The organism is Streptomyces atriruber (genome assembly GCF_001418325.1).
Lineage (GTDB): Bacteria > Actinomycetota > Actinomycetes > Streptomycetales > Streptomycetaceae > Streptomyces > Streptomyces atriruber.
Genome location: NZ_LIPN01000264.1, coordinates 1 through 19,572, shown reverse-complemented (window position 1 = coordinate 19,572; position 19,572 = coordinate 1). Strand labels below are relative to the sequence as shown.

Annotated in this window: 16 protein-coding genes; 10 read left to right on the top strand and 6 right to left on the bottom strand. The window is 70.7% G+C overall.

All coding sequences use genetic code 11. The features are described 5' to 3' along the window. Window positions 1–27 precede the first annotated feature (27 nt). The 5 genes from AOK03_RS26210 (at window position 28) to AOK03_RS26190 (ending at window position 5,178) form a co-directional block, all read left to right on the top strand. Complete coding sequence (locus tag AOK03_RS26210; RefSeq protein ID WP_055567810.1) at window positions 28–909, top strand: ABC transporter permease; 882 nt, start codon at window positions 28–30, stop codon at window positions 907–909. Next, complete coding sequence (locus AOK03_RS26205; RefSeq protein WP_055567809.1) at window positions 882–1,634, top strand: ABC transporter ATP-binding protein; 753 nt, start codon at window positions 882–884, stop codon at window positions 1,632–1,634. Before AOK03_RS26210 ends, AOK03_RS26205 begins: the two co-directional genes overlap by 28 nt. A 72-nt stretch (window positions 1,635–1,706) precedes the next feature. Beyond that, window positions 1,707–2,756 (top strand): ABC transporter substrate-binding protein, encoded by a 1,050-nt coding sequence (locus AOK03_RS26200; RefSeq protein ID WP_055567808.1) that lies wholly within the window; start codon window positions 1,707–1,709, stop codon window positions 2,754–2,756. A 1-nt stretch (window position 2,757) separates the two neighbouring features. Continuing rightward, entirely contained in the window at window positions 2,758–3,966 is a 1,209-nt protein-coding gene (locus AOK03_RS26195; RefSeq protein ID WP_055567807.1) for an LLM class flavin-dependent oxidoreductase, read from the top strand. Window positions 3,967–4,017: 51 nt separating this feature from the next. Continuing rightward, window positions 4,018–5,178: an NAD(P)-binding domain-containing protein gene (locus AOK03_RS26190; protein ID WP_055567806.1), complete on the top strand. Its 1,161-nt coding sequence runs from the start codon at window positions 4,018–4,020 to the stop codon at window positions 5,176–5,178. On the opposite strand, the gene AOK03_RS26185 is transcribed toward AOK03_RS26190, so the two are convergent. The 4 genes from AOK03_RS26185 to AOK03_RS26170 form a co-directional block, all read right to left on the bottom strand. Next, entirely contained in the window at window positions 5,175–6,497 is a 1,323-nt protein-coding gene (locus AOK03_RS26185) for a S8 family peptidase (protein WP_208609599.1), read from the bottom strand. The two genes, AOK03_RS26190 and AOK03_RS26185, sit on opposite strands and share 4 nt — an antisense overlap. Window positions 6,498–6,703: 206 nt before the next feature. Further along, window positions 6,704–7,405, bottom strand: a complete 702-nt coding sequence (locus tag AOK03_RS26180) for an antibiotic biosynthesis monooxygenase family protein (RefSeq protein ID WP_055567804.1) — start codon at window positions 7,403–7,405, stop codon at window positions 6,704–6,706. A 132-nt stretch (window positions 7,406–7,537) separates the two neighbouring features. After that, the gene (gene mltG / locus AOK03_RS26175) at window positions 7,538–8,347 is read right to left on the bottom strand and encodes an endolytic transglycosylase MltG (protein WP_055567803.1); all 810 of its coding nucleotides are present in this window, start codon (window positions 8,345–8,347) and stop codon (window positions 7,538–7,540) included. 43 nt (window positions 8,348–8,390) lie between these two features. Then, window positions 8,391–10,199 carry an ABC transporter ATP-binding protein gene (locus tag AOK03_RS26170; protein ID WP_055567802.1) on the bottom strand — a complete coding sequence of 603 codons (1,809 nt, stop codon included), beginning with the start codon at window positions 10,197–10,199 and terminating at the stop codon, window positions 8,391–8,393. A 94-nt stretch (window positions 10,200–10,293) separates the two neighbouring features. On the opposite strand from AOK03_RS26170, the gene AOK03_RS26165 reads away from it, so the two are divergent. From AOK03_RS26165 to AOK03_RS26145, 5 genes are all read left to right on the top strand, one after another. After that, window positions 10,294–10,737, top strand: coding sequence for a MarR family winged helix-turn-helix transcriptional regulator (locus AOK03_RS26165; RefSeq protein WP_055567801.1), 444 nt, complete (start codon window positions 10,294–10,296; stop codon window positions 10,735–10,737). 72 nt (window positions 10,738–10,809) lie between these two features. Then, on the top strand, window positions 10,810–13,734 hold the full coding sequence (locus AOK03_RS26160) for an FAD-binding and (Fe-S)-binding domain-containing protein (protein WP_055567800.1): 2,925 nt from the start codon (window positions 10,810–10,812) through the stop codon (window positions 13,732–13,734). A 310-nt stretch (window positions 13,735–14,044) separates the two neighbouring features. After that, window positions 14,045–14,983: a DUF6192 family protein gene (locus tag AOK03_RS26155; RefSeq protein WP_055567799.1), complete on the top strand. Its 939-nt coding sequence runs from the start codon at window positions 14,045–14,047 to the stop codon at window positions 14,981–14,983. Between the two features lie 189 nt (window positions 14,984–15,172). Beyond that, complete coding sequence (locus tag AOK03_RS42790) at window positions 15,173–15,403, top strand: hypothetical protein (protein ID WP_055567798.1); 231 nt, start codon at window positions 15,173–15,175, stop codon at window positions 15,401–15,403. A gap of 2 nt (window positions 15,404–15,405) precedes the next feature. Continuing rightward, window positions 15,406–16,365: an IS5 family transposase gene (locus AOK03_RS26145; protein WP_063792577.1), complete on the top strand. Its 960-nt coding sequence runs from the start codon at window positions 15,406–15,408 to the stop codon at window positions 16,363–16,365. A gap of 70 nt (window positions 16,366–16,435) precedes the next feature. Here AOK03_RS26145 and AOK03_RS26140 read toward each other — a convergent pair whose 3' ends face one another. Together AOK03_RS26140 and AOK03_RS26135 are read right to left on the bottom strand one after the other, a co-directional pair. After that, window positions 16,436–18,772: an ATP-binding protein gene (locus tag AOK03_RS26140; protein WP_055567797.1), complete on the bottom strand. Its 2,337-nt coding sequence runs from the start codon at window positions 18,770–18,772 to the stop codon at window positions 16,436–16,438. Between the two features lie 511 nt (window positions 18,773–19,283). After that, window positions 19,284–19,572: sigma-70 family RNA polymerase sigma factor (locus AOK03_RS26135; RefSeq protein ID WP_208609598.1), on the bottom strand; the 289-nt coding region annotated here is incomplete at its 5' end.

Below are 19,572 nucleotides of genomic sequence, written 5' to 3'. Positions count from 1 at the left end.
CCCCTCCCCTCTCCCCGTGGAGCGCCTGTGAGCATCAGCCATGCCCCACCGCACGCATCTGCATCCGATATATCCCCCAAGTCAGAATCTGACCCCGCACCGGGACCCGAACTCCAGGCCCTCGTCCCCTCCTCCAGCCGCCGCGCACGCGTCCCCCGCTGGCTGCGCCGCACCTCGGGACCGCTCGCGCTGCTCGCGCTCTGGCAGATCCTCAGCGCCACCGGCGTCCTGACCAGTGACGTGCTCGCCTCCCCCGGAACGGTCGCCCGGGTCGGCGGCGATCTCATCGGTGACGGTTCCCTGCAGAACGCCATGGGCGTGTCCCTGCAGCGCGTCGCCCTCGGGCTGCTGTTCGGCACCGTCGTCGGGACGGCGCTCGCCCTCGTCTCCGGGCTCTTCCGCATCGGCGAGGACCTCGTGGACGCCAGCGTGCAGATGCTGCGCACCGTGCCGTTCGTCGGGCTGATCCCGCTGTTCATCATCTGGTTCGGCATCGGCGAGGCACCCAAGATCGCCATCATCACGCTCGGCGTCTCCTTCCCGCTCTATCTGAACGTGTACGCCGGGATCCGGGGCGTCGACGCCCAGTTGATCGAGGCCGGGGAGTCGCTCGGGCTGTCACGGTGGGGGCTCGTGCGGCACGTCATCCTGCCGGGCGCACTGCCCGGCGCCATGACGGGACTGCGCTACTCGCTCGGCATCTCCTGGCTCGCCCTCGTCTTCGCCGAGCAGGTCAACGCGGACGCGGGCCTCGGCTTCCTGATGGTCCAGGCCCGCGACTTCCTGCGCACCGACGTGATCGTCGTCTGCCTGGTCGTCTACGCCTTCCTCGGCCTGACGGCCGACTTCATCGTCCGCACCCTCGAAAGGCTGCTGCTGCAATGGCGACCGACGTTCACCGGCCGGTGACCAGGACCGTGTCCTCCGCCGTCCGCGTCGACGGGCTGACCCGCACCTTCGACGGGCGCGCCGTCATCGACGACCTGCAACTCGACGTACGGCCCGGCGAGTTCGTGGCACTGCTCGGCCGCAGCGGCTGCGGCAAGTCGACGCTGCTGCGCATCCTGGCCGGGCTGGACCGCGACATCGAAGGCACCGTGCTCGTGCCGCGCCGCAAGGCCGTCGCGTTCCAGGCCCCCCGGCTGATGCCGTGGAAGCGGGTGTGGCGCAACGTGCTCCTCGGGTTGCCGGGCAAGCCCGACCGGGAGGTCGCCGAGCGGGCCCTGGCCGAGGTGGGCCTGAAGCACCGCACGAGCGCCTGGCCCAAGACGCTCTCCGGCGGCGAGGCCCAGCGCGCCTCGCTGGCCCGGGCCCTGGTGCGCGAGCCCGATCTGCTGCTGCTCGACGAGCCGTTCGGCGCGCTCGACGCCCTGACCCGCATCAAGGCCCAGCGGCTCGTCGACGAGCTGTGGCAGCGGCGCGGCTGCGCGGTGCTCCTCGTCACGCACGACGTCGAGGAGGCGGTACTCCTCGCCGACCGGGTCCTCGTCATGGACCAAGGCGTCATCGCGTACGAGACGCAGATCGACCTGGAGCGGCCGCGCGGCATCTCCGACCCGCGCTTCGGCGAGCTCCGCGCGGAGCTGCTCCAGCGGCTCGGCGTCGAGGCGCCGACCGAGGCCACCGCCGGCTGAACCTCCGCACCGCTCACAGCCCGTCCCCGCGCAACGCGCCCGTCCCCACGTACCGAAGCGAACGGAACCACCATGCGACGACCACGCCCCGCCCCCGCCGCCGCCCTGCTGCTCCCCCTGGCCCTGCTGCTCGCCGCCTGCTCCGGCACCTCGTCCGCCGACGGTTCGATCGGCGGCTCGGGCGGCGGCACCGACGGCAAGGGGTCGTTGACCCTCAACGTCGGTGACCAGAAGGGCGGTTCGGAGGCCGTGCTGCGCGCGGCCGGGGAGCTAGACGACCTCGACTACAAGATCCGGTGGTCGACCTTCACCTCCGGCCCGCCGCTCCTGGAGGCCATCAATGCCAAGGCCGTCGACATCGGCGGCATCGGCAACACGCCGCCCGTCTTCGCCGCCGGCGCGGGCTCGAAGATCTCCGTGGTGGCCGCGAGCCACGGCGCCGCCGCCGGGGACACGATCCTCGTGCCCACCGACTCCGAGCTGAAGAAGCCCGAGGAGCTGAAGGGCAAGTCCGTTGCGGTGGCGCAGGGTTCGTCGGCGCACTACCAGCTGATCGCGTCCCTGCGGAAGGCCGGGCTCGACTTCAAGGACGTCCGGGTCAAGTATCTGCAGCCGGCCGACGCCCTCGCCGCGTTCAGCAGCGGCAAGGTGGACGCCTGGGCCGTCTGGGACCCGTACACCTCGCAGGTCCTGCGGTCCGAGAAGGGCCGCGTCCTGACCGACGGCGACGGTCTTGTGAACGGCCTCGCCTTCCAGGCGGCGGCGCCCGGCGCCCTCGACGACAAGAAGAAGGCCGCGGCGATCTCCGACTATCTGAAGCGTCTCCGCCGGGCCCAGGACTGGGTCTACAAGCACCCGCAGGCCTGGGCGAAGGTCTGGGCGAAGGACACCGGTCTGCCCTACGAGGTCGCGCTCGACGCCGTGAAGCGCACCAACGGCACCCGGGTCCAGGTGGCCGTGGACAAGAACGTGGTCGCCTCCGAGCAGGAGATCGCGGACACGTTCACCGATCTCGAGCTGATTCCGCGCCGCATCGACTTCGGCGACTTCGTCGACCCCCGCTTCAACGGCGATCTGCCGCCCTCCACCACCCAGCCGCGCTCGTACCGCAAGGAGTCCTGACATGAACGTCCACCTGCACTGGTTCCTGCCGACGGGCGGCGACGGCCGCACCCTCGTCGACCGGCACGCCTACACCGACGGCGGCATCACGCGCTCCCGCGTCACCCCGGTGAGCGGCGTGCGCGCGCCCGACATCGAGTACCTGGCCCAGATCGCCAAGGCCGCCGAGCAGTTGGGCTTCGAGGCGGTGCTCACGCCGACGGGCACGTGGTGCGAGGACGCCTGGCTGACGACGGTCGCGCTCGCCCAGCACACCGAGCGGCTGAAGTTCCTCGTCGCCTTCCGCCCGGGTGTGATCTCGCCGGTGCTCGCCGCGCAGATGGCGGCGACCTACCAGCGCATCACCCGCGGACGGCTGCTCCTCAACGTGGTGACGGGCGGCGACTCGACCGAGCAGCGGCGGTTCGGCGACCACCTGGACCACGACCGCCGCTACTCCCGCACGGACGAGTTCCTCTCGGTCGTCCGAGGAGTCTGGGGCGGCAAGCCGTTCGACTTCCACGGCGAGCACTTCCAGGTCGACGGAGGGCTGACCGCGCTGCCGCCGGATCCGCTGCCGGAGATCTTCTTCGGCGGCTCGTCGGCCGCCGCGGGTCCCGTCGCGGCCCGGCACACGGACGTCTATCTGACCTGGGGCGAACCGCCGGAGCAGGTGAAGCAGAAGATCGACTGGATTCGCGGGCTCGCCGAGAGGGAGGGCCGCACGGTCCGTTTCGGCATCCGGCTGCACACGATCTCCCGCGATTCGTCCGCCGAGGCGTGGGCGACCGCCGACCGACTGCTCGACGACCTCGATCCGGACACGATCGCCGCAGCCCAGGAGGCGCTCGGCCGCAGTGAGTCGGTGGGCCAGCAGCGGATGCTCGCGCTGCACGGCGGCTCGCGGGACAAGCTGGAGATCTCGCCGAACCTGTGGGCCGGTGTCGGTCTGGTGCGGGGCGGGGCGGGCACCGCCCTGGTCGGCAGCCACGCCGAGGTCGCCGACCGGATCGAGGAGTACCACGCACTCGGGGTGGAGCACTTCGTGCTGTCCGGCTATCCGCACCTGGAGGAGGCGTACTGGTTCGGCGAAGGCGTCATTCCCGACCTGGCCGCGCGCGGGCTGCTGCCGCGGATCCCGGCGTCGCCGCTGTCCGGTGTGCCCGCCGCGAACGGACGCCCGGCCTCCGCCCCGGGCGGCGCGCCCCTCCTGGTCGCCGGCGGGCGCTGAGAGATCCGGCCCGCCGGGAAGATCCTGGACCCCGATGAAGTTAGTAGAAACGTGAACGACATCGGGGTACGAGACGCGGCCGCCCCAGCGGCGGTACAGGACGTGGACGTGGTCGTCATCGGCGCGGGGCAGGCGGGCCTGTCCAGCGCCCACCACCTGCGGCGGGTCGGCTTCGAGCCGGGCCGGGACTTCGTGGTCCTCGACCACGCGCCCCGGCCCGGCGGCGCCTGGCAGTTCCGTTGGCCCTCCCTGACGTACGGGAAGGTGCACGGGATGCACTCGCTCCCCGGCATGGAACTGACGGGCGCGGACCCCGCACGCCCGTCGTCGGAGGTCATCGGGGCGTACTTCGAGGAGTACGAGCACCGCTTCGACCTGCGGGTTCGGCGGCCCGTGGACGTGCACGGAGTCCGCGAGGGCGACGGCGGGAGGCTACTCGTCGAGACGTCGGCGGGCACGTGGTCGACGCGGGCCCTGATCAACGCGACGGGCACCTGGGACCGGCCGTTCTGGCCGCGCTATCCGGGCCAGGACACGTTCCGTGGGCGGCAGCTGCACACCGCGGTCTATCCCGGCCCCGAGGCCTTCGCGGGCCAGCGCGTGATCGTCGTCGGGGGCGGCGCGTCCGGCACGCAGCACCTGATGGAGATCGCCCCGTACGCGGCCGCGACCACCTGGGTCACCCGCAGTGAGCCGGTGTTCCGCGAAGGGCCCTTCAACGAGAACTGGGGGCGCGAGGCCGTCGCCATGGTCGAGGAGCGCGTGCGCCAGGGCCTGCCACCGCGGAGCGTGGTCTCCGTGACGGGGCTGCCCGTGAACGACGCGATCCGGCGGGCGCGGGCGGACGGCGTCCTCGACCGGCTGCCGATGTTCGACCGGATCACACCGACCGGCGTCGAGTGGGACGACGGCCGCCGTGTGGACGCCGACGTCATCCTCTGGGCGACCGGGTTCCGTCCCGCCGTCGACCACCTCGCCCCGCTGCGGCTGCGCGAGCCGGGCGGCGGCATCCGGCTGGAGGGCACCCGGGCCGCCGCGGACCCCCGCGTCCATCTGGTCGGCTACGGACCGTCGGCCAGCACGATCGGCGCCAACCGCGCGGGGCGCGCGGCGGTGCGCGACATCCGGCGGCTGCTGGCCGGGGCTTCGGTTCCGAGCTCGGTTCCGGACTCGGTTCCGAGCCCGGCACCGAGCTCCAGAGTGCCCGCCTAGGGCAGGTACAGCGTGTAGAGCAGCTTGTCCGGCGTGACGGGCGGGCTGCCCTGCAGCGCTCCCGTGGTGGCGTTGTCGACAAGGCCCTTCTTCACCTGCGCCGGAGTGTCAGTGGGCCGGAAGCCGAGATGCAGTGCCGCGGCGCCGGCCGCGTGCGCGGTGGCCATCGACGTGCCGCTGAGCGTGGCCGTCGCGGTGTCGCTGTCCTTCCACGCGGAAGGTATCTGCACACCCGGCGCGAACAGGGACACGCAGGAGCCGTAATTGGAGGAGGACGCCCGGCGGTCGCCGCGGTCGCTGGCGCCGACACTGACGGTCTCCGCCACCCGGGAAGGCGAGGTGTTGCAGGCGCCGCCCGTCTGGCCGGAGCTGCCCGCCGAGACCGTGTAGGTGACCCCGGAGCGGATGGAGCGCCGCACCGCGCTGTCGAGGACTTCACTGGCCGAGCCGCCGAGGCTCATGTTCGCGACCGCCGGCTTGGCGGCCTTCGCCGTCACCCAGTCGATGCCCGCGACGACGCCCGAGGTGGTGCCCGAGCCCTGGCAGTCGAGGACGCGCACCGCGACCGGCCGGGCCTGCTTGGCCACCCCGTACGTCTTGCCCGCCGCGATGCCGCCCACGTGGGTGCCGTGCCCGTTGCAGTCGTCGCCGTTCCTGCCGTCGCCCACGGTGTCGGTCCCGACGGAGGCGCGGCCGCCGAACTCCGCGTGCGTGGTCCGCAGCCCGGTGTCGATGATGTAGATGCTCACGCCGGGGGCGGTGGTGCGGTAGGTGTACGTGGTGGACAGCGGGAGACGCCGCTGGTCGATGCGGTCCAGTCCCCAGGGCGCATTGGGCTGCGTCTGCTCCTGCGCGGCGACGCCCGACTGTTCGCTTCGGCTCCGGCCGCCCTGCGGGGTGTCGATGCTGACGCGGGTGTCCTGGCGTACGTACGCGACGCGGGGATCGGCGGCGAGCCGGGCCGCCTGCGCCCGGCTCATCCGGGCGGAGAAGCCGTGCAGCGCCGCTCGGTACACATGCCCGAGCCGTGCTCCTTCGGTCCGGCCGACGAGCTCGCGCGCCACGCCGGAGACGGTTGACCCGTTCCGCTCGTCCGCGCGCTTCGAGTCCTTCAAGTCCGTCGAGTCCGTCGGCTCTTTCGACTCCTTCAGGACGACGATCCAGCCGTCCGGCACCGCGATCTCGGCGGCGCCCGCGAGCCGCAGGTCCCCGGTGGGGCCGCCGGACGCCGCGTGGGTGACGGGGGTGACGCCGAGCAGGCCGGTGGCCGTCAGTGCGGCGGACAGCAGCGCCGCTGCCTGCCGCCGACGCGAGGGCATTCTCATTCCCGGTGCACCTGAACCTTTCGTCGACTGACCAAAGATGACTGTCCAGACATGACCGGCCAAATGAGGGGGCCGGGTCATGTGCGGTGCGCGGTGCGGTCGTTGCCGGTGGTGCTGGGTCGAGCGCGTGCCAGCCTCTCGCGCCGCTCAACGCGGCACAAGAGGCCGGACCGGTCCTGCGGGAGTGCCGAAGCCGCGGCTCAGGGCACGGCGACGTTCACCAGGCTCTTGTACGGCAGATAGCGCGGCACGCTGGGCCGGGTGGGAGCGGGAGTGACGCCCTCCAGGCTTTCGATCATCATGCCCAGCTCGACGGTGCCGCCGCTCTCGGCAAAGCGTCGCCAGGCAGACAGATCCCTCCACTCCGCGTGGTTGAGGACCCTGCGGCCGTCCTTGCTCGTGTGGAAGTGGGCCGACAGGAGCCCCGGCGGCCGGGTCCGCTCCAGGATCGCGATGACGCCATCGATGAACGCGCGCTGGCTGTCCGGCCCTTCCGTCTCGAAGATGGGGGTGACGAGCGCGCCGGGGGTGCTTTCCGTCCCCTCATCCGTCTCGTAGCTCCGGTAGAGCGAATAGCTCACCTCTCCCGGACGCTCGATGCCCAGGACCATCCGGTCGACCCTGCTGATGTCCTCGGAACACCGGGCCGCGCGCGCCCACTCCCGGTGGGAATCGTCGTCCGTCCACTGCGCGTAGTTCAGGACCTCGCGGCCGTTCTCGCTGAGAAATGTGGTGAACGAGAGCAGGCCCGCCGGGCGTTCCTGGTGTTCCCATTCCTCGATCACCAGGTCCGCGGCCTGCTTCTGGACTCCGGGGGCCGGCAGGGTCCAGGAGCTGACGAGGATGGTTCCGGCGTCCGCCCGCCGGACGTCGGGAAAGGCTTGAGATATCGGTGCGGCCATGGTCGGCTCCTCCTGCATACTGAGCGGTACGTTAGAGAAAAGCGTTGTACCTGAACCACGGTTGAGGTCAAGGCGAAGCAGGTATGACGACCGGGCGGACCCCCCTGGCCCAATGCCACTTCCGGACGCCTGCTACTTCGACTTGTTGAACTCCCTCACATTCTTCTGGTGTTCCTCAAAGCTGGATGTGAAACGCGTGTCCCCCGGTTTCACAGTGACGAAATACAGCCAGTCCCCCGGAGCCGGGTTGGTCGCCGCCCGCATCGCTTCCTCCCCGGGGTTGCCGATCGGTGTGGGCGGCAGGCCCATACGCGCATAGGTGTTGTACGGGCTGTTGATCTTCGTGTCGCGTTCGCTGGTGGCGAGGGTGGAGCGGTTGAGCGCGTAGTTGATGGTGGAGTCCATCTGCAGCGGCATGCCCTGGTCGAGACGGTTGTAGATGACCCTGGCGACCTTGCCCATTTCCTCCTTGGAACCGGCTTCGGCCTCGATCATGCTCGCAATGGTCACGCTCTGGTAGACGTTTACGGCATTCCGGTCCGCGCCCGCCGCGACTTGGCCGACTCCGAACTTCTTGTTGGCCGTGTTCACCATGTACGAGAGGACGGAGGCCGGGGTCGACTGGGAGCTGAGCGGATACGTCGCCGGGAAGAGGTATCCCTCGGGGTTGCCGCCCGCGTCTCTGGGGAGCTTGAGGTCGGCCTTCGGCAGGGCCTCCTTCGTGGTGCCCGGGGGCACGTCGAGGGCCTTGTCCACGGCCTCGTACACCTGGCCTGAACGCCACCCCTCAGGGATGGTCAGGGTGTCGGGCCGCGCGTCGTCGGGAAGCAGCAGCGGCACCGCCACGGCGGCGGCCACGGCGGCGGCTCCGGTCGCGATCAGGGCGATGCGGCCCCGTCGCGTCAGTCGAATCGTGCCCCGTCTCGGAGTCTTGGTCTGCATGCGGGCACGGTAACCCGCAAATGGTCATATTCCTGGCATATCTTCATGTCGCGGGCTCCAGTTGGGCGTCTCTGCGCACGAGGGCGGCGTAACGGCCGTCGCGCTCCAGCAGCTCCTCGTGGGTGCCGCGCTCCGCGGTGCGCCCTGCCTCCAGGACCACGATCTGGTCGGCGCCCCGGACGGTGGAGAGCCGGTGGGCGATGGTGAGGGTGGTGCGGCCCGCGGACAGTGCGTCGATCGCTTCCTGCACGGCCCGCTCCGTGCGGGTGTCCAAGGCACTGGTCGCCTCGTCAAGGATGAGGACCGGCGGATCGCGCAGGATGGTGCGGGCGATGGCCAGGCGCTGCTTCTCACCGCCGGAGAAGCGGTGTCCGCGCTCGCCGACGACCGTGTCGTACCCGTCGGGGAGGGAGGCGATGTGGTCGTGGATCTGGGCGGCGCGCGCGGCGGTGACCAGCTCCTCCTCGGTGGCGTCGGGCTTGGCGAAGCGCAGGTTCTCCGCGACCGAGGCATGGAAGAGGTAGGTCTCCTGGGAGACCACGCCGACGGCACGCGCGAGGGTGTCGAAGTCGAGGTCGCGCACGTCGACCCCGTCGAGGGTGACGCGGCCGCCCGTGACGTCGTAGAGGCGGGGCACGAGATGGCTGAGCGTCGACTTGCCGGACCCGGTGGACCCGACCACGGCGAGGCTGCCGCCCGCGGGTATGTCGATGTCGATGCCCTGGAGGGTGGGGCCCGACTTCTCGTCGTACCGGAACTCGACGTCCTCGAAGCGGACCTCGCCCTTGATCTTGTCGAGGTGCACCGGCTCCTCCGGCTCGGTGATGTCGATGGGCAGGTCCAGGTACTCGAAGATGCGCTGGAAGAGCGCGAGCGAGGTCTGGATCTGCACTCCGGTCGAGAGCAGACTCACGGTCGGCCGGAAGAGGCCCTGCTGGAGCGAGACGAAGGCGACGAGCGTGCCGATCGACACGGTCGGGCCGCCCATCTGGAAGGCGATGCCCGCGGTCCAGTAGATGACGGCGGGCATCGCGGCCATCACGATCGTGATGACGGCCATGCGCCAGCGGCCCGCCATGTTGGACCTGATCTCCAGGTCGACCAGTTGCTCGGACTCGTCGGAGAAGGACTTGGTGAGGGAGTCGGCGCGCCCCATCGTGCGGCCGAGGACGATGCCGCTGACGGAGAGCGATTCGGTGACCGTCGCGGCCATCACGGCCATCTGCTTCTGGCGCTGCGTGGCGATCCTCTTGCGCTCGCGGCCGACGCGGCGGCTGATCCACACGAACACCGGGAGCAGGAGGAGCGAGACGACGGTGAGCCGCCAGTCCAGGGCCAGCATGGCGACGACGGTGGCGATGACACTGGTGAGGTTCGAGACCAGGGACGTGGCGGTGGAGGTGACCGTCGCCTGCATACCGCCGATGTCATTGGCGATGCGGGACTGAACCTCGCCCGTACGGGTGCGGGTGAAGAAGGCCAGGGACATGCTCTGCAGCCGGCCGTACACCGCGGTGCGCAGGTCGTGCATGACGCGCTGCCCCACGGATGTGCTGATCAGGGTCTGCAGGACGCCGAAGACACTGGTGACGACCGCGCTGAGGATCATGCCGAGCGCGAGCAGGCTCAGCAGGCCCGTGCGCCCCTGCGGCAGGGCGGTGTCGAGGATCTCCTTCAGCAGGAACGGGGTCGCCACCGAGACGAGCGACGCGGCGCAGACCAGCAGGCCCACGATCGCGAGGCGGCCCCGATAAGGCCGGAAGAGGCGAAGGATGCGGCGCATCTGGCGCGGCTGGGGCTCCTCGCCGGGGGCAGGGGGCTGCGGCGTCCAGGTGGTTTCGTCGTGACGCATGGGCTCCTACGGGTTCTCGGACGACAATGACTCAGGGAGTATAGCTCACTGTTACCTATACTCACAATGCACAAGGTCCTGGTAATGTTCCCGCATGAACACCCCGGACCCCGACGGCCTGCTCTCCGAACAGTTGCTGCGGCTGACCCGCAGGCTGCAGCGGATCCAGAAGCGCCATCTGGTGCCGATCGGCATCACGCCCGCGCAGTCCCGCCTCCTGCGCACCCTCGCGCACTACGAGACCCCGCCGCGCATGGCGGACCTCGCCGAGCGCCTAGAGGTCGTGCCCCGCGCCGTGACGACGCTGGTCGACGGCCTGGAGGCGGCCGACCTCGTGCGCCGCGCGCCCGACCCCACCAATCGCCGGGTGATCCGCATCGAGCTCACCGACGCGGGCCTGAAGGCCCTGGGTGAGCTGCGCGGCGCGCGCCGGGCCGCCGCAGAGGACATCCTGGCTCCATTGGACGCCGAGCAGCGCGCACAGTTGGGCGTCCTGCTGAACGCGCTGTTCGACGTGCCGGACGTCCGCCGCTGCTGACACCACCGGTGACCGGCCGCCGGTCACCGCCGACGTCGCCGAGTGCGCCGCCGCAACCGCCGAGGAGAGCTCATGCCACTGCTGGAGCCCGAGCCGGACGCCCTGCGCCCCGGTGCCGCGTCGCGCACGGACGGCCCTTCCCACGACCGCGTGCCGGACGGGCGGAGCGGCGGCACCCCGGAGCCGCTCCGCTCGGAACTGACCGCGCTGCTCGGCGCGGACAAGGTCCTCACGAAGGTCTCCGACCTGGTGCGGTACGCCTCGGACGCCAGCCCCTACCGCTTCGTGCCGCAGGTCGTGGTCGTCCCCGAGGACATCGACGACGTGTCGGCCGTCCTGTCGTACGCGCACGGCAAGGGCCGCGAAGTCGTCTTCCGCGCGGCCGGCACCTCGCTGAACGGCCAGGCCCAGGGCGAGGACATCCTCGTCGACGTGCGCAAGCACTGGTCGGGCGTGCAGGTGATCGGCGAAGGCGAGCGGGCACGCATCGGTCCCGGTACGACGGTGGTGCGCGCCAACACGACGCTCTCCCGCTTCGGCCGGGTGCTCGGCCCCGACCCGGCGAGCGCGATCGCCTGCACGGTCGGCGGCGTCGTCGCGAACAACGCGTCGGGCATGACGGCGGGCACCACCCGCAACTCCTACCGCACGGTTGCCTCACTCACCGTCGTCCTCCCCTCCGGGACGGTGGTGGACACGGCCGAGCCGGACGCGGACGAGCAACTGGCGCACGCGGAGCCCCACCTGTGCGAAGGCCTGCTGGAGATCAAGCGCGAGATCGAGGCCGACCCCGAGCTGGTGGCCCGTATCCGCGGCAAGTACGAGATCAAGAACACCAACGGCTACCGCCTCGACGCCTTCCTCGACGGCGCGACGCCCGTGGAGATCCTGCGGGGCCTGATGGTCGGCTCCGAGGGCACCTTCGGCTTCATCTCGGAGGTCGTCTTCGACACGCTGCCGCTGGACCGGCGCACGACCACCGCCCTGCTCTTCTTCCCCTCGCTGCCCGCGGCCGCCGCCGCGGTGCCGTTGTTCAACACCGCGGGCGCGCTCGCCGTCGAGCTGATGGACGGCAACACCCTGCGGGCCTCGGTCAGCGTTCAGGGAGTGCCTGCCGACTGGGCGGGACTGCCGAAGTCGACGGCCGCGCTCCTGGTCGAGTTCCGCGCCCCGGACGAGGCGGCACAGGAGGCGTACGAAGCAGCGGCGGCGAAGGCGCTCGAAGGGCTGGAACTGGTCACGCCCGTACCATCGGTGACCAACGCGTTCACGCGCGACGCCAAGACGATCGGTGGCTACTGGAAGGCGCGCAAGGCGTTCGTCACCGCCGTCGGCGGCTCCCGTCCCTCGGGGACGACGCTGATCACCGAGGACTTCGCGGTCCCGCCGGGCCGCCTCGCCGAGGCCTGCGAAGCGCTGCTCGACCTCCAGACACGGCACGGCTTCGACGCCGCCGTCGCCGGACACGCGGCTCACGGCAACCTCCACTTCCTGCTCGCCTTCGACGCGGCGATCCCCGCCGACGTCGAGCGGTACGCCGCCTTCATGGACGACTTCTGCCGCCTGACCGTGGAGCGTTTCGACGGCTCCCTGAAGGCCGAGCACGCCACGGGCCGCAACATCGCGCCGTTCCTGGAGCTGGAATGGGGCCCGAAGGCGACCGAGTTGATGTGGCGCACGAAGCAGGTCATCGACCCGGACGGCGTGCTCGCGCCCCGCATCGTCCTCGACCGGGACCCGAAGGCCCATCTGCGGGGCCTGAAGACCATCCCCGGGGTGGAGCCGATCGCCGACCCGTGCATCGAGTGCGGCTTCTGTGAACCGACGTGCCCCAGCGAGGACTTGACCACGACTCCACGCCAGCGCATCGTGCTGCGGCGCGAGATGATGCGCCAGCCCGCCGGCTCCCCGGTGGAGGACGGCCTCGTCGAGGCGTACGGCTACGACGCCGTGGACACCTGCGCCGGCGACTCCACGTGCAGGATCGCCTGCCCGGTGGGCATCGACACGGGCGCCCTGATGAAGGAGTTCCGGCACGCACGGCACTCGCCGCGCGAGGAGAAGGCGGCCGCTCTCGCCGCGAAGAACTTCAAGGCCGTCGAGGCATCGGCGCGGCTCGCGGTGGCGGCCGCCGACCGGATCAGCGACCGGCTGCTCACCGCGGTCACCCGCACCGCCCGCAAGGCCGTGCGCCCGGACCTCGTCCCCGAATGGCTGCCCCAGATCCCCGGGGCCGCGGCACGCGGACTGCCGCGGACCGCGCGCGTGGGGGCTTCCGCCGTCTACTACCCGGCCTGCGTCAACCGCATCTTCGGCGGTCCGGGCGACCGCTCCCTGGCGGAGGCCGTGGTCGCCGTCTCCGCGCGCGCGGGGCGGCCGGTTTGGATTCCGGACGATGTCGCGGGCACGTGCTGCGCGACGATCTGGCACTCCAAGGGGTACGACGCCGGGAACAGGGTCATGGCCAATCGCATCGTCGAGGCGGCCTGGGGCTGGACGGCGGGCGGCCGCCTGCCGCTGATCGTCGACGCCTCGTCCTGCACGCTGGGCATCGCCCACGAGGTCGTGCCGTATCTGAGCTCGGACAACCGCGAGTTGCACCGGGAGCTCACGGTCGTCGACTCCATCGTCTGGGCCGCCGACGAACTGCTCCCCCGGCTGACGGTGCGCCGCACGATCGGTTCCGCCGTCCTGCACCCCACCTGCTCCATGCAGCACCTCGGCGACGAGGCGCAACTCCGCGCCGTCGCGGAGGCGTGCGCGGACGAAGTGGTCGTCCCGGACGACGCGGGCTGCTGCGCCTTCGCGGGTGACCGCGGCATGCTCCACAAGGAGCTCACGGAATCTGCCACGCGCAAGGAGGCCGCGGAGGTCACGTCCCGCCCCTTCGACGCCCACCTCTCGGCGAACCGCATGTGCGAAGTGGGCATGGACCACGCGACGGGCCGCGGCTATTACTCCGTACTCCTGGAACTGGAGCGCGCGACTCGCCCGTAGGGGGCATCCATGAGATTCCACCTCTACGGTGCAACAGGTCCGGGTGCCTCGTCCGATGGGGAAACCGCTGGTGAGTAGCTGTGCCAGATCCCTTGATCGGTGACGGCCTGTGATGGATGGGCAGGTTCGGTCACTTCGGGATCGGGGTGGGGCCGGGGTCGGGCGCGGGCGGCATGTTTCGCGCGTGGACGGGGGACCTTTCGGTCCGCCCTGGTGACCAGGGGGGAGGCGGCGGAGCCTGCGGTGCACGGGCCGGAGCCTCCCCCGTTCGGCAAGGCGCCGGCGTTCCGGCCCGGTGGGGGTGAGTGCCGTGTCCCAGACGATCGGCAGCGTGCTGCGTAACCGGTTCGAGGAGCTGGTGACGGAGTCGGTGAAGCTGGTGCACGCGATGAGCCGGTGCCAGTTCGCGGTGGGCGACATGGCTCTGGAGATCGCCCCGCTGCGTACGCACGGTGGGGACATGACGCTCGGCGAGGACGAGCGCGGGGTGGAGGGCGCCCTACGGCAGCTCACCGATTCGATCGGGCTGTCCTTCCACACGGTCCGCACCTATCGCTGGGTGGCCGCACGGTGGCCCGCAGAACAGCGGCAGGAAGGCGTGTCCTTCGAGGTGCACCGCATCCTCGCCTCCACGCCGGATGCGTTCGAGCAGATCAAGGCCCCGCCACTGAATGAGCGCACGGGACAGCACCAGTGGAGCGGGGATGCGGCCAAGCGGGCTGCGGGCTGGTCCACGGCCACACCCGTAACGGTGCAGGAGAAGGTGGAGAGCATCCGGGAACTGGCCGCCGACGAGACCGTGGCAGTGACGGCGGCCTGCGATCTACTGCAACGCCCGGAGGTGGCCTTCCGGGCCATGCGCGACAGGCAGGCGCGGGAGCGGGTCAACCAGGCCCAGTTCGACCAGGACGAACTCGCCGAGGAGAACGAGGAGGACTGGTGGGACGAGCCCGACACCGGCGAGGCGGAGGGCGACGGGGTGGAGCCCGTCGACCCGGCCCGGATCGTGCGGGGCTTCCACCGGGCGATGGAGTTCACCGACTTGATCGGGGTGTGCCAGGGCTTCGTCGCCGGAGCGAGCCGGCTGGTGCCCAAACTGCGCGGACGGGACTTCACCGAGTCGCAACTCGCCCTCGTCGCAAAGCAGGTGGAGAAGATCCGGGCCACGGCCGACTGGATCGAAACGGCCGTGGCGACCGGCAAGGTCGACATGGACGAGGCTCTGGCCGAACTACTGCGGGGCCAGTAGCCATGCCGCGGCGGGCCGGACAGCCCGCCCACGTGCACGCCGAGGCCATCCGCAAGGCCCTGGAAGAAGCACGGCCCGCGGGCGTGAGCCTCAAACAGTTGATGCGGACCACCAAACGCACCCGGGCCCAGGTCTGGGCCCGGCATCCGCTACCTGCGCAAATTCGCCATCAGAGACGGGCTCCCGCCGGTGACCTACAACCGCACGGACGGGTTCCAGCTCTCCGAGGACCCCGAGGTCTGGATCGCCTACGAGCGCGCCGTCTTCAAAATCGAACTGCGGCGCATCACCAACTTCATCGCGGCCGCCGTCGGCCCGCACGCCAAGAAGATGCCCAAGGACGAGTGGGCCCGCCTGGTCCTGGACCAACTCGGCGGAGTAAAGGCCACCCTGGAAGTCCTCTCCCGCATGGAACGCTGACCATGACCTGCACCGACACCGAAAGACCAGCCGACCGCCCCCGTCACTACCCCAGCGACACCACGGATGCCGAATGGGCGATCCTGGAGCCACTGCTGCCGCCACCGGCCTGCATCCAGCCCTGGGGTGGACGGCCGGAGAAGCAGCCGAGGCGCAACATCGTCGACGCCATCCGCTACGTCAACGACAACGGCTGCAAGTGGCGGTCCGTCCCCGTGGACTTCGGCGTCCCCTGGCGCACGGTGTTCGGGTTCTTCCAACGGTGGCGGGACAGCGGAGTCCTGGCGCGCATCCACGCCGAACTGCACCAGAGGGTCCGCCTCCACGACGGGATCAACCCCCGCGTCGCGGTGATTCTCGACTCCCAGTCCGTGAAGGGCGCCGAGACGGTGGGAGCGGACACCCGCGGCTTCGACGCCGGGAAGAAGATCAACGGCTGCAAGCGGCACCTGGCCGTCGCCATGCGCGGCCTGCCACTGAAAGTCATGGTCGCCCCCGCCACCAACCGCGACGACCACCCGGCCCGCGACCTCCTCTTCCGCCTCCGCCTCGCCCATCCCGAAGTGAGCGTCACCTGGGCTGATTCCGCCTACGGCGGCGAACTCGTCCCCTGGGCACGGTCCTTCCTCGGCATCACCCTGCACACCGTCCCCCGCCGCAAGGGCCAGGACGGCTTCGCCGTCCTGGCGAAGTGGTGGCGTGTTGAGCGCGCGATCTCGTGGATCCTGCGGGCCCGCAGGAACGTGAGGGACTACGAACGGCTCATCTCCCACAGCGAGGCCCACCTCGCCTGGACCATGATCACCCTCATGGTCCGCCGTCTCACCCGGCCGCCCCGGCCCCCGCGCACCACATCCCATCCGGTCGAGCGAACCGACCGGGCCGCCAAGCCCCCACCCATCCGCATCCGGATGAGCCCGCAGCCGCACACCATCCGCGTCGCGCCCACCGCCCTGGCCTGAGCTGCGCGAGAACCCCGCGAGAGGCGTCCGGCTACTCCGTCAGCAGCTGTGTCATGTCCCGTGCTCAAACCTACGGGGCGTCCGGCGCCCCCGGCTCCGCGCGCATCAACGTGGTGATCTCGCGGCGGTCGGAGCAGCCCAGTTTGGCGAGGATGTCGTCGACGTGGGTGTCGGCGGCGTGCTCGGCGATGGCCAGCCGCTTGGCGATCACGCGGTTCGACAGGCCCTCGGCGACCAGCACGGCGACTTCCAGCTCACGGCTGGTGAGTGCTTCGGACGCCGTCCGGAGCGCCGTGTCCCGGTTGCTCACGGCGAACTTCACGGCAGCCGAACGGGGCAGCGTCGCGCCTTGGCGGTGCAGCAACGCGTAGCGCCGGTCGCCGAGGACCTGTCGGGCGGCGGCGTCGAACCTGGTGTGCAGGGCGCCCAGCTTCGGGTTGCCGACGAAGGGCACCGCGCCCGCCAGCGCCCATACGGCATCCGCCGCGCCGAACAGACAGGCCGAGCGGGGATACCGGCCGTCCTGCGCGGCGCCCCAGGCCAGCAGGGAGAGCGAGGCCCCTTGGCCGAGCAGGTCGTCGCGCGTGAGCTGCAGTTCCAGGGCGCGGCGCCCCTCCTTGTCGGCGACGGCGGTGTCCCCTGAAAGCACGTGCGCGATGCCCATGGAGACGAGGGTGAACGCCGTGAGGTAGCTCTCCTCGCTGTTCTCGCCGAGGAGTTCGAGCACCTCGGCGAAGTCGGAGAGGCCGGCGTTGAGGTCTCCGGCGATGGTGCGGGTGAGGCCGCGGCGGAACGCTACCCAGCACATGCTGGGGGCATCGCCGACCTCAAGGAGTATCTCGGTCGCCCGGCACAGCAGGTCGAGGCCGGTGTCGAGTTCGCCGCCGTAGGCAAGCGCGATTCCGCGGCTCATGGCGGCCTGTCCGGCGAGCCGCCGGTCGCCGAGCTGGTCGGCGACCTCTTGCGCCTGGTTCGCGAAGCGTCGCGCCGCCGCGTGTTCGCCCCGGTAGGTCGCGTAGGTGCAACTCCAGGTCAGAGTCGTGAACCGGTCGGCAGTCGGCTCTGGTGCGCGTTCCAGCGCCAGATCCATCCAGTGGCCCGCCTCGCGGGGTTGTCCGGCGCAGGTCCAGTACGACCACATCACCGCCGTCAGGGCCACCGCGTCACCGGCATCGCCATCGAGGGCATAGCCGAGGGCGGCGCGCAGGTTCTCTCGTTCGGGGATTAGCGCCCAGTAGAGAGGCACCTGTTCGGAGGTGAGGAAGCGGTCGGCGAAGCGGCGCAGCCGCGACGTGTAGTGGACGACGTGGCGGCGTCGGCAGGCGTCTCCCTCACCGGCGGACTCCAGCCAGAAGGCGCCGTACTCGCGGATGGTGTCCAGCATCCGGTAGCGGTCGCCGTCCCCGGTGGGCGCCCAGGACAGGATCGAGGCGTCGGTGAGCGCGGTGAGCAGGTCCGGGATCGTCCCGGCGGGGAGCAGTTCGTCGGCACACACCCGGCGCACTGTCTCGGCGTCGAAGGTGCCGGCGAACACCGACGCGCGCGCCCACAGCAACCGCTCCTGCGGCGTGCACAGTTCGTTGCTCCAGCCGATCGCCGTACGCAGTGCCTGGTGCCAGGGCGGATGGGCGTCGTAGACCGCTTCCTCCGTGTCGCCCAGTACGGCCAGCCGATCGCCCAGGTGGTCGGCCAGCTCGGCCGGGGGCAGCTCGCGCAGCCGTGCGGCGGCCAGTTCGATCGCGAGGGGCAGCCCCTCGAGGCGTCGGCACAACCGGACCACATCGGGCTGGTTGGCCCCGGTGACCGTGAACCCCGGCACCACGGCCGCGGCCCGCTCGGCCAGCAGCACCACGGCGTCGTTCCCGGCCGCCGCGGGGTCGTCGTGCTCGGGGACCGGCATGGGCTCGACGGTCAGCAGCCGCTCGTCCGCCACTCGCAGCGGGCGGCGGCTGGTGGTCAGGATGTGCAGCCCCGGCGCGGCGTCCAGGAGCGCCCGGGCGGTCAGCGCACAGGCATCGGTCAGGTGCTCGCAGGTGTCCAGCACGAGCAGCATTTCGCGCCCGGCCACATACTCGGCCAGCACTTCGATCATCGGCCGGGTGGACTGGTCGGCCAGCGGCAACTCCTCGGCGATCGCGTGGGCCAGCACCGAGCTGGTGCGCAGCGGCGACAGCTCCACCCACCACGCCCCATCGAGGAACGACCGCTGCAGCGCGGCCGCAGCCTCCAGCGCCAGCCGGGTCTTGCCCACTCCCGCGACCCCAGTCAGCGTCACGAGCCGGTCCTTCCGGCACAGCCGCTGCACCTCCAGCAGCTCGCTCTGGCGACCGATCAGCCTGACCCTCGGCTTGGGCAGATTCCCGATCAGCAGCTCGCCAGAGTCGCCACCGTGCTCCTCCGCCGTCATGACGCACGTCCTCCCAGACCGACCCGTCGCCTGTGACGAGAGGAGCCATCCTGCCCGCCTCCGCGGACTTGGCAGACCGAGAACGAGAATCCGTCCGCGCTACGGAAAGTGGCAGTTCACCGAGGACCAACAGGCGATCGGGAAGCGGGCCTCCGCGCACAATTTCCGTCACGGCGCCGGGGCGGCATCAAGGAGCGGCCCCCAACCGCCCGTTACTGAATGTCACAGATCAGAGGTTCTGGCACAGGCACTGAAGGCGACGGGCTGCTGGTGCTTGGGCTGGCGGGTGGAGGAGTGTCGGCAGGGGCCGATGGGACGTCCTGTGAGAGGAGCCGCAGCAGCATGAGGAGGATGACTGTCACTGCTGCGGCCAGAAGGACTACCGCAGCCGTGCGCAGTCGGGGGTGAAGGTCCGTGCGTGCGCGGGTCGATGGTGCGAAGTCCGAGCGGAGGGAGGTGACTTGCTCAGTCCGGGCATGCAGTGCGGCGCGAAGGCGGTCCTCAATGACCGTCATGACGTCTCCTTCAGTCTCCTGGCCAGAGCCGTGAGTGCCCGGCTCGCCGTGGACTTCACTGCACCCCGGGACAGGCCCAAGGTTGCGGCGATGTCCGCTTCGGACATGTTCGACCAGTACCTGAGGACGAGGACCTCCCGCTGGCGCACGGTGAGCAGTCTCAGCGCTCGCAGCACTTCCTGGTGTTCTTCCTTGAGGAGGATCTCTTCTTCCGGTGGTGGCGCGGGGAGGATGCGCGGGGGGATGTCCTTCACGTATACGGCCGCGACCGGTGCCGCGGCACCG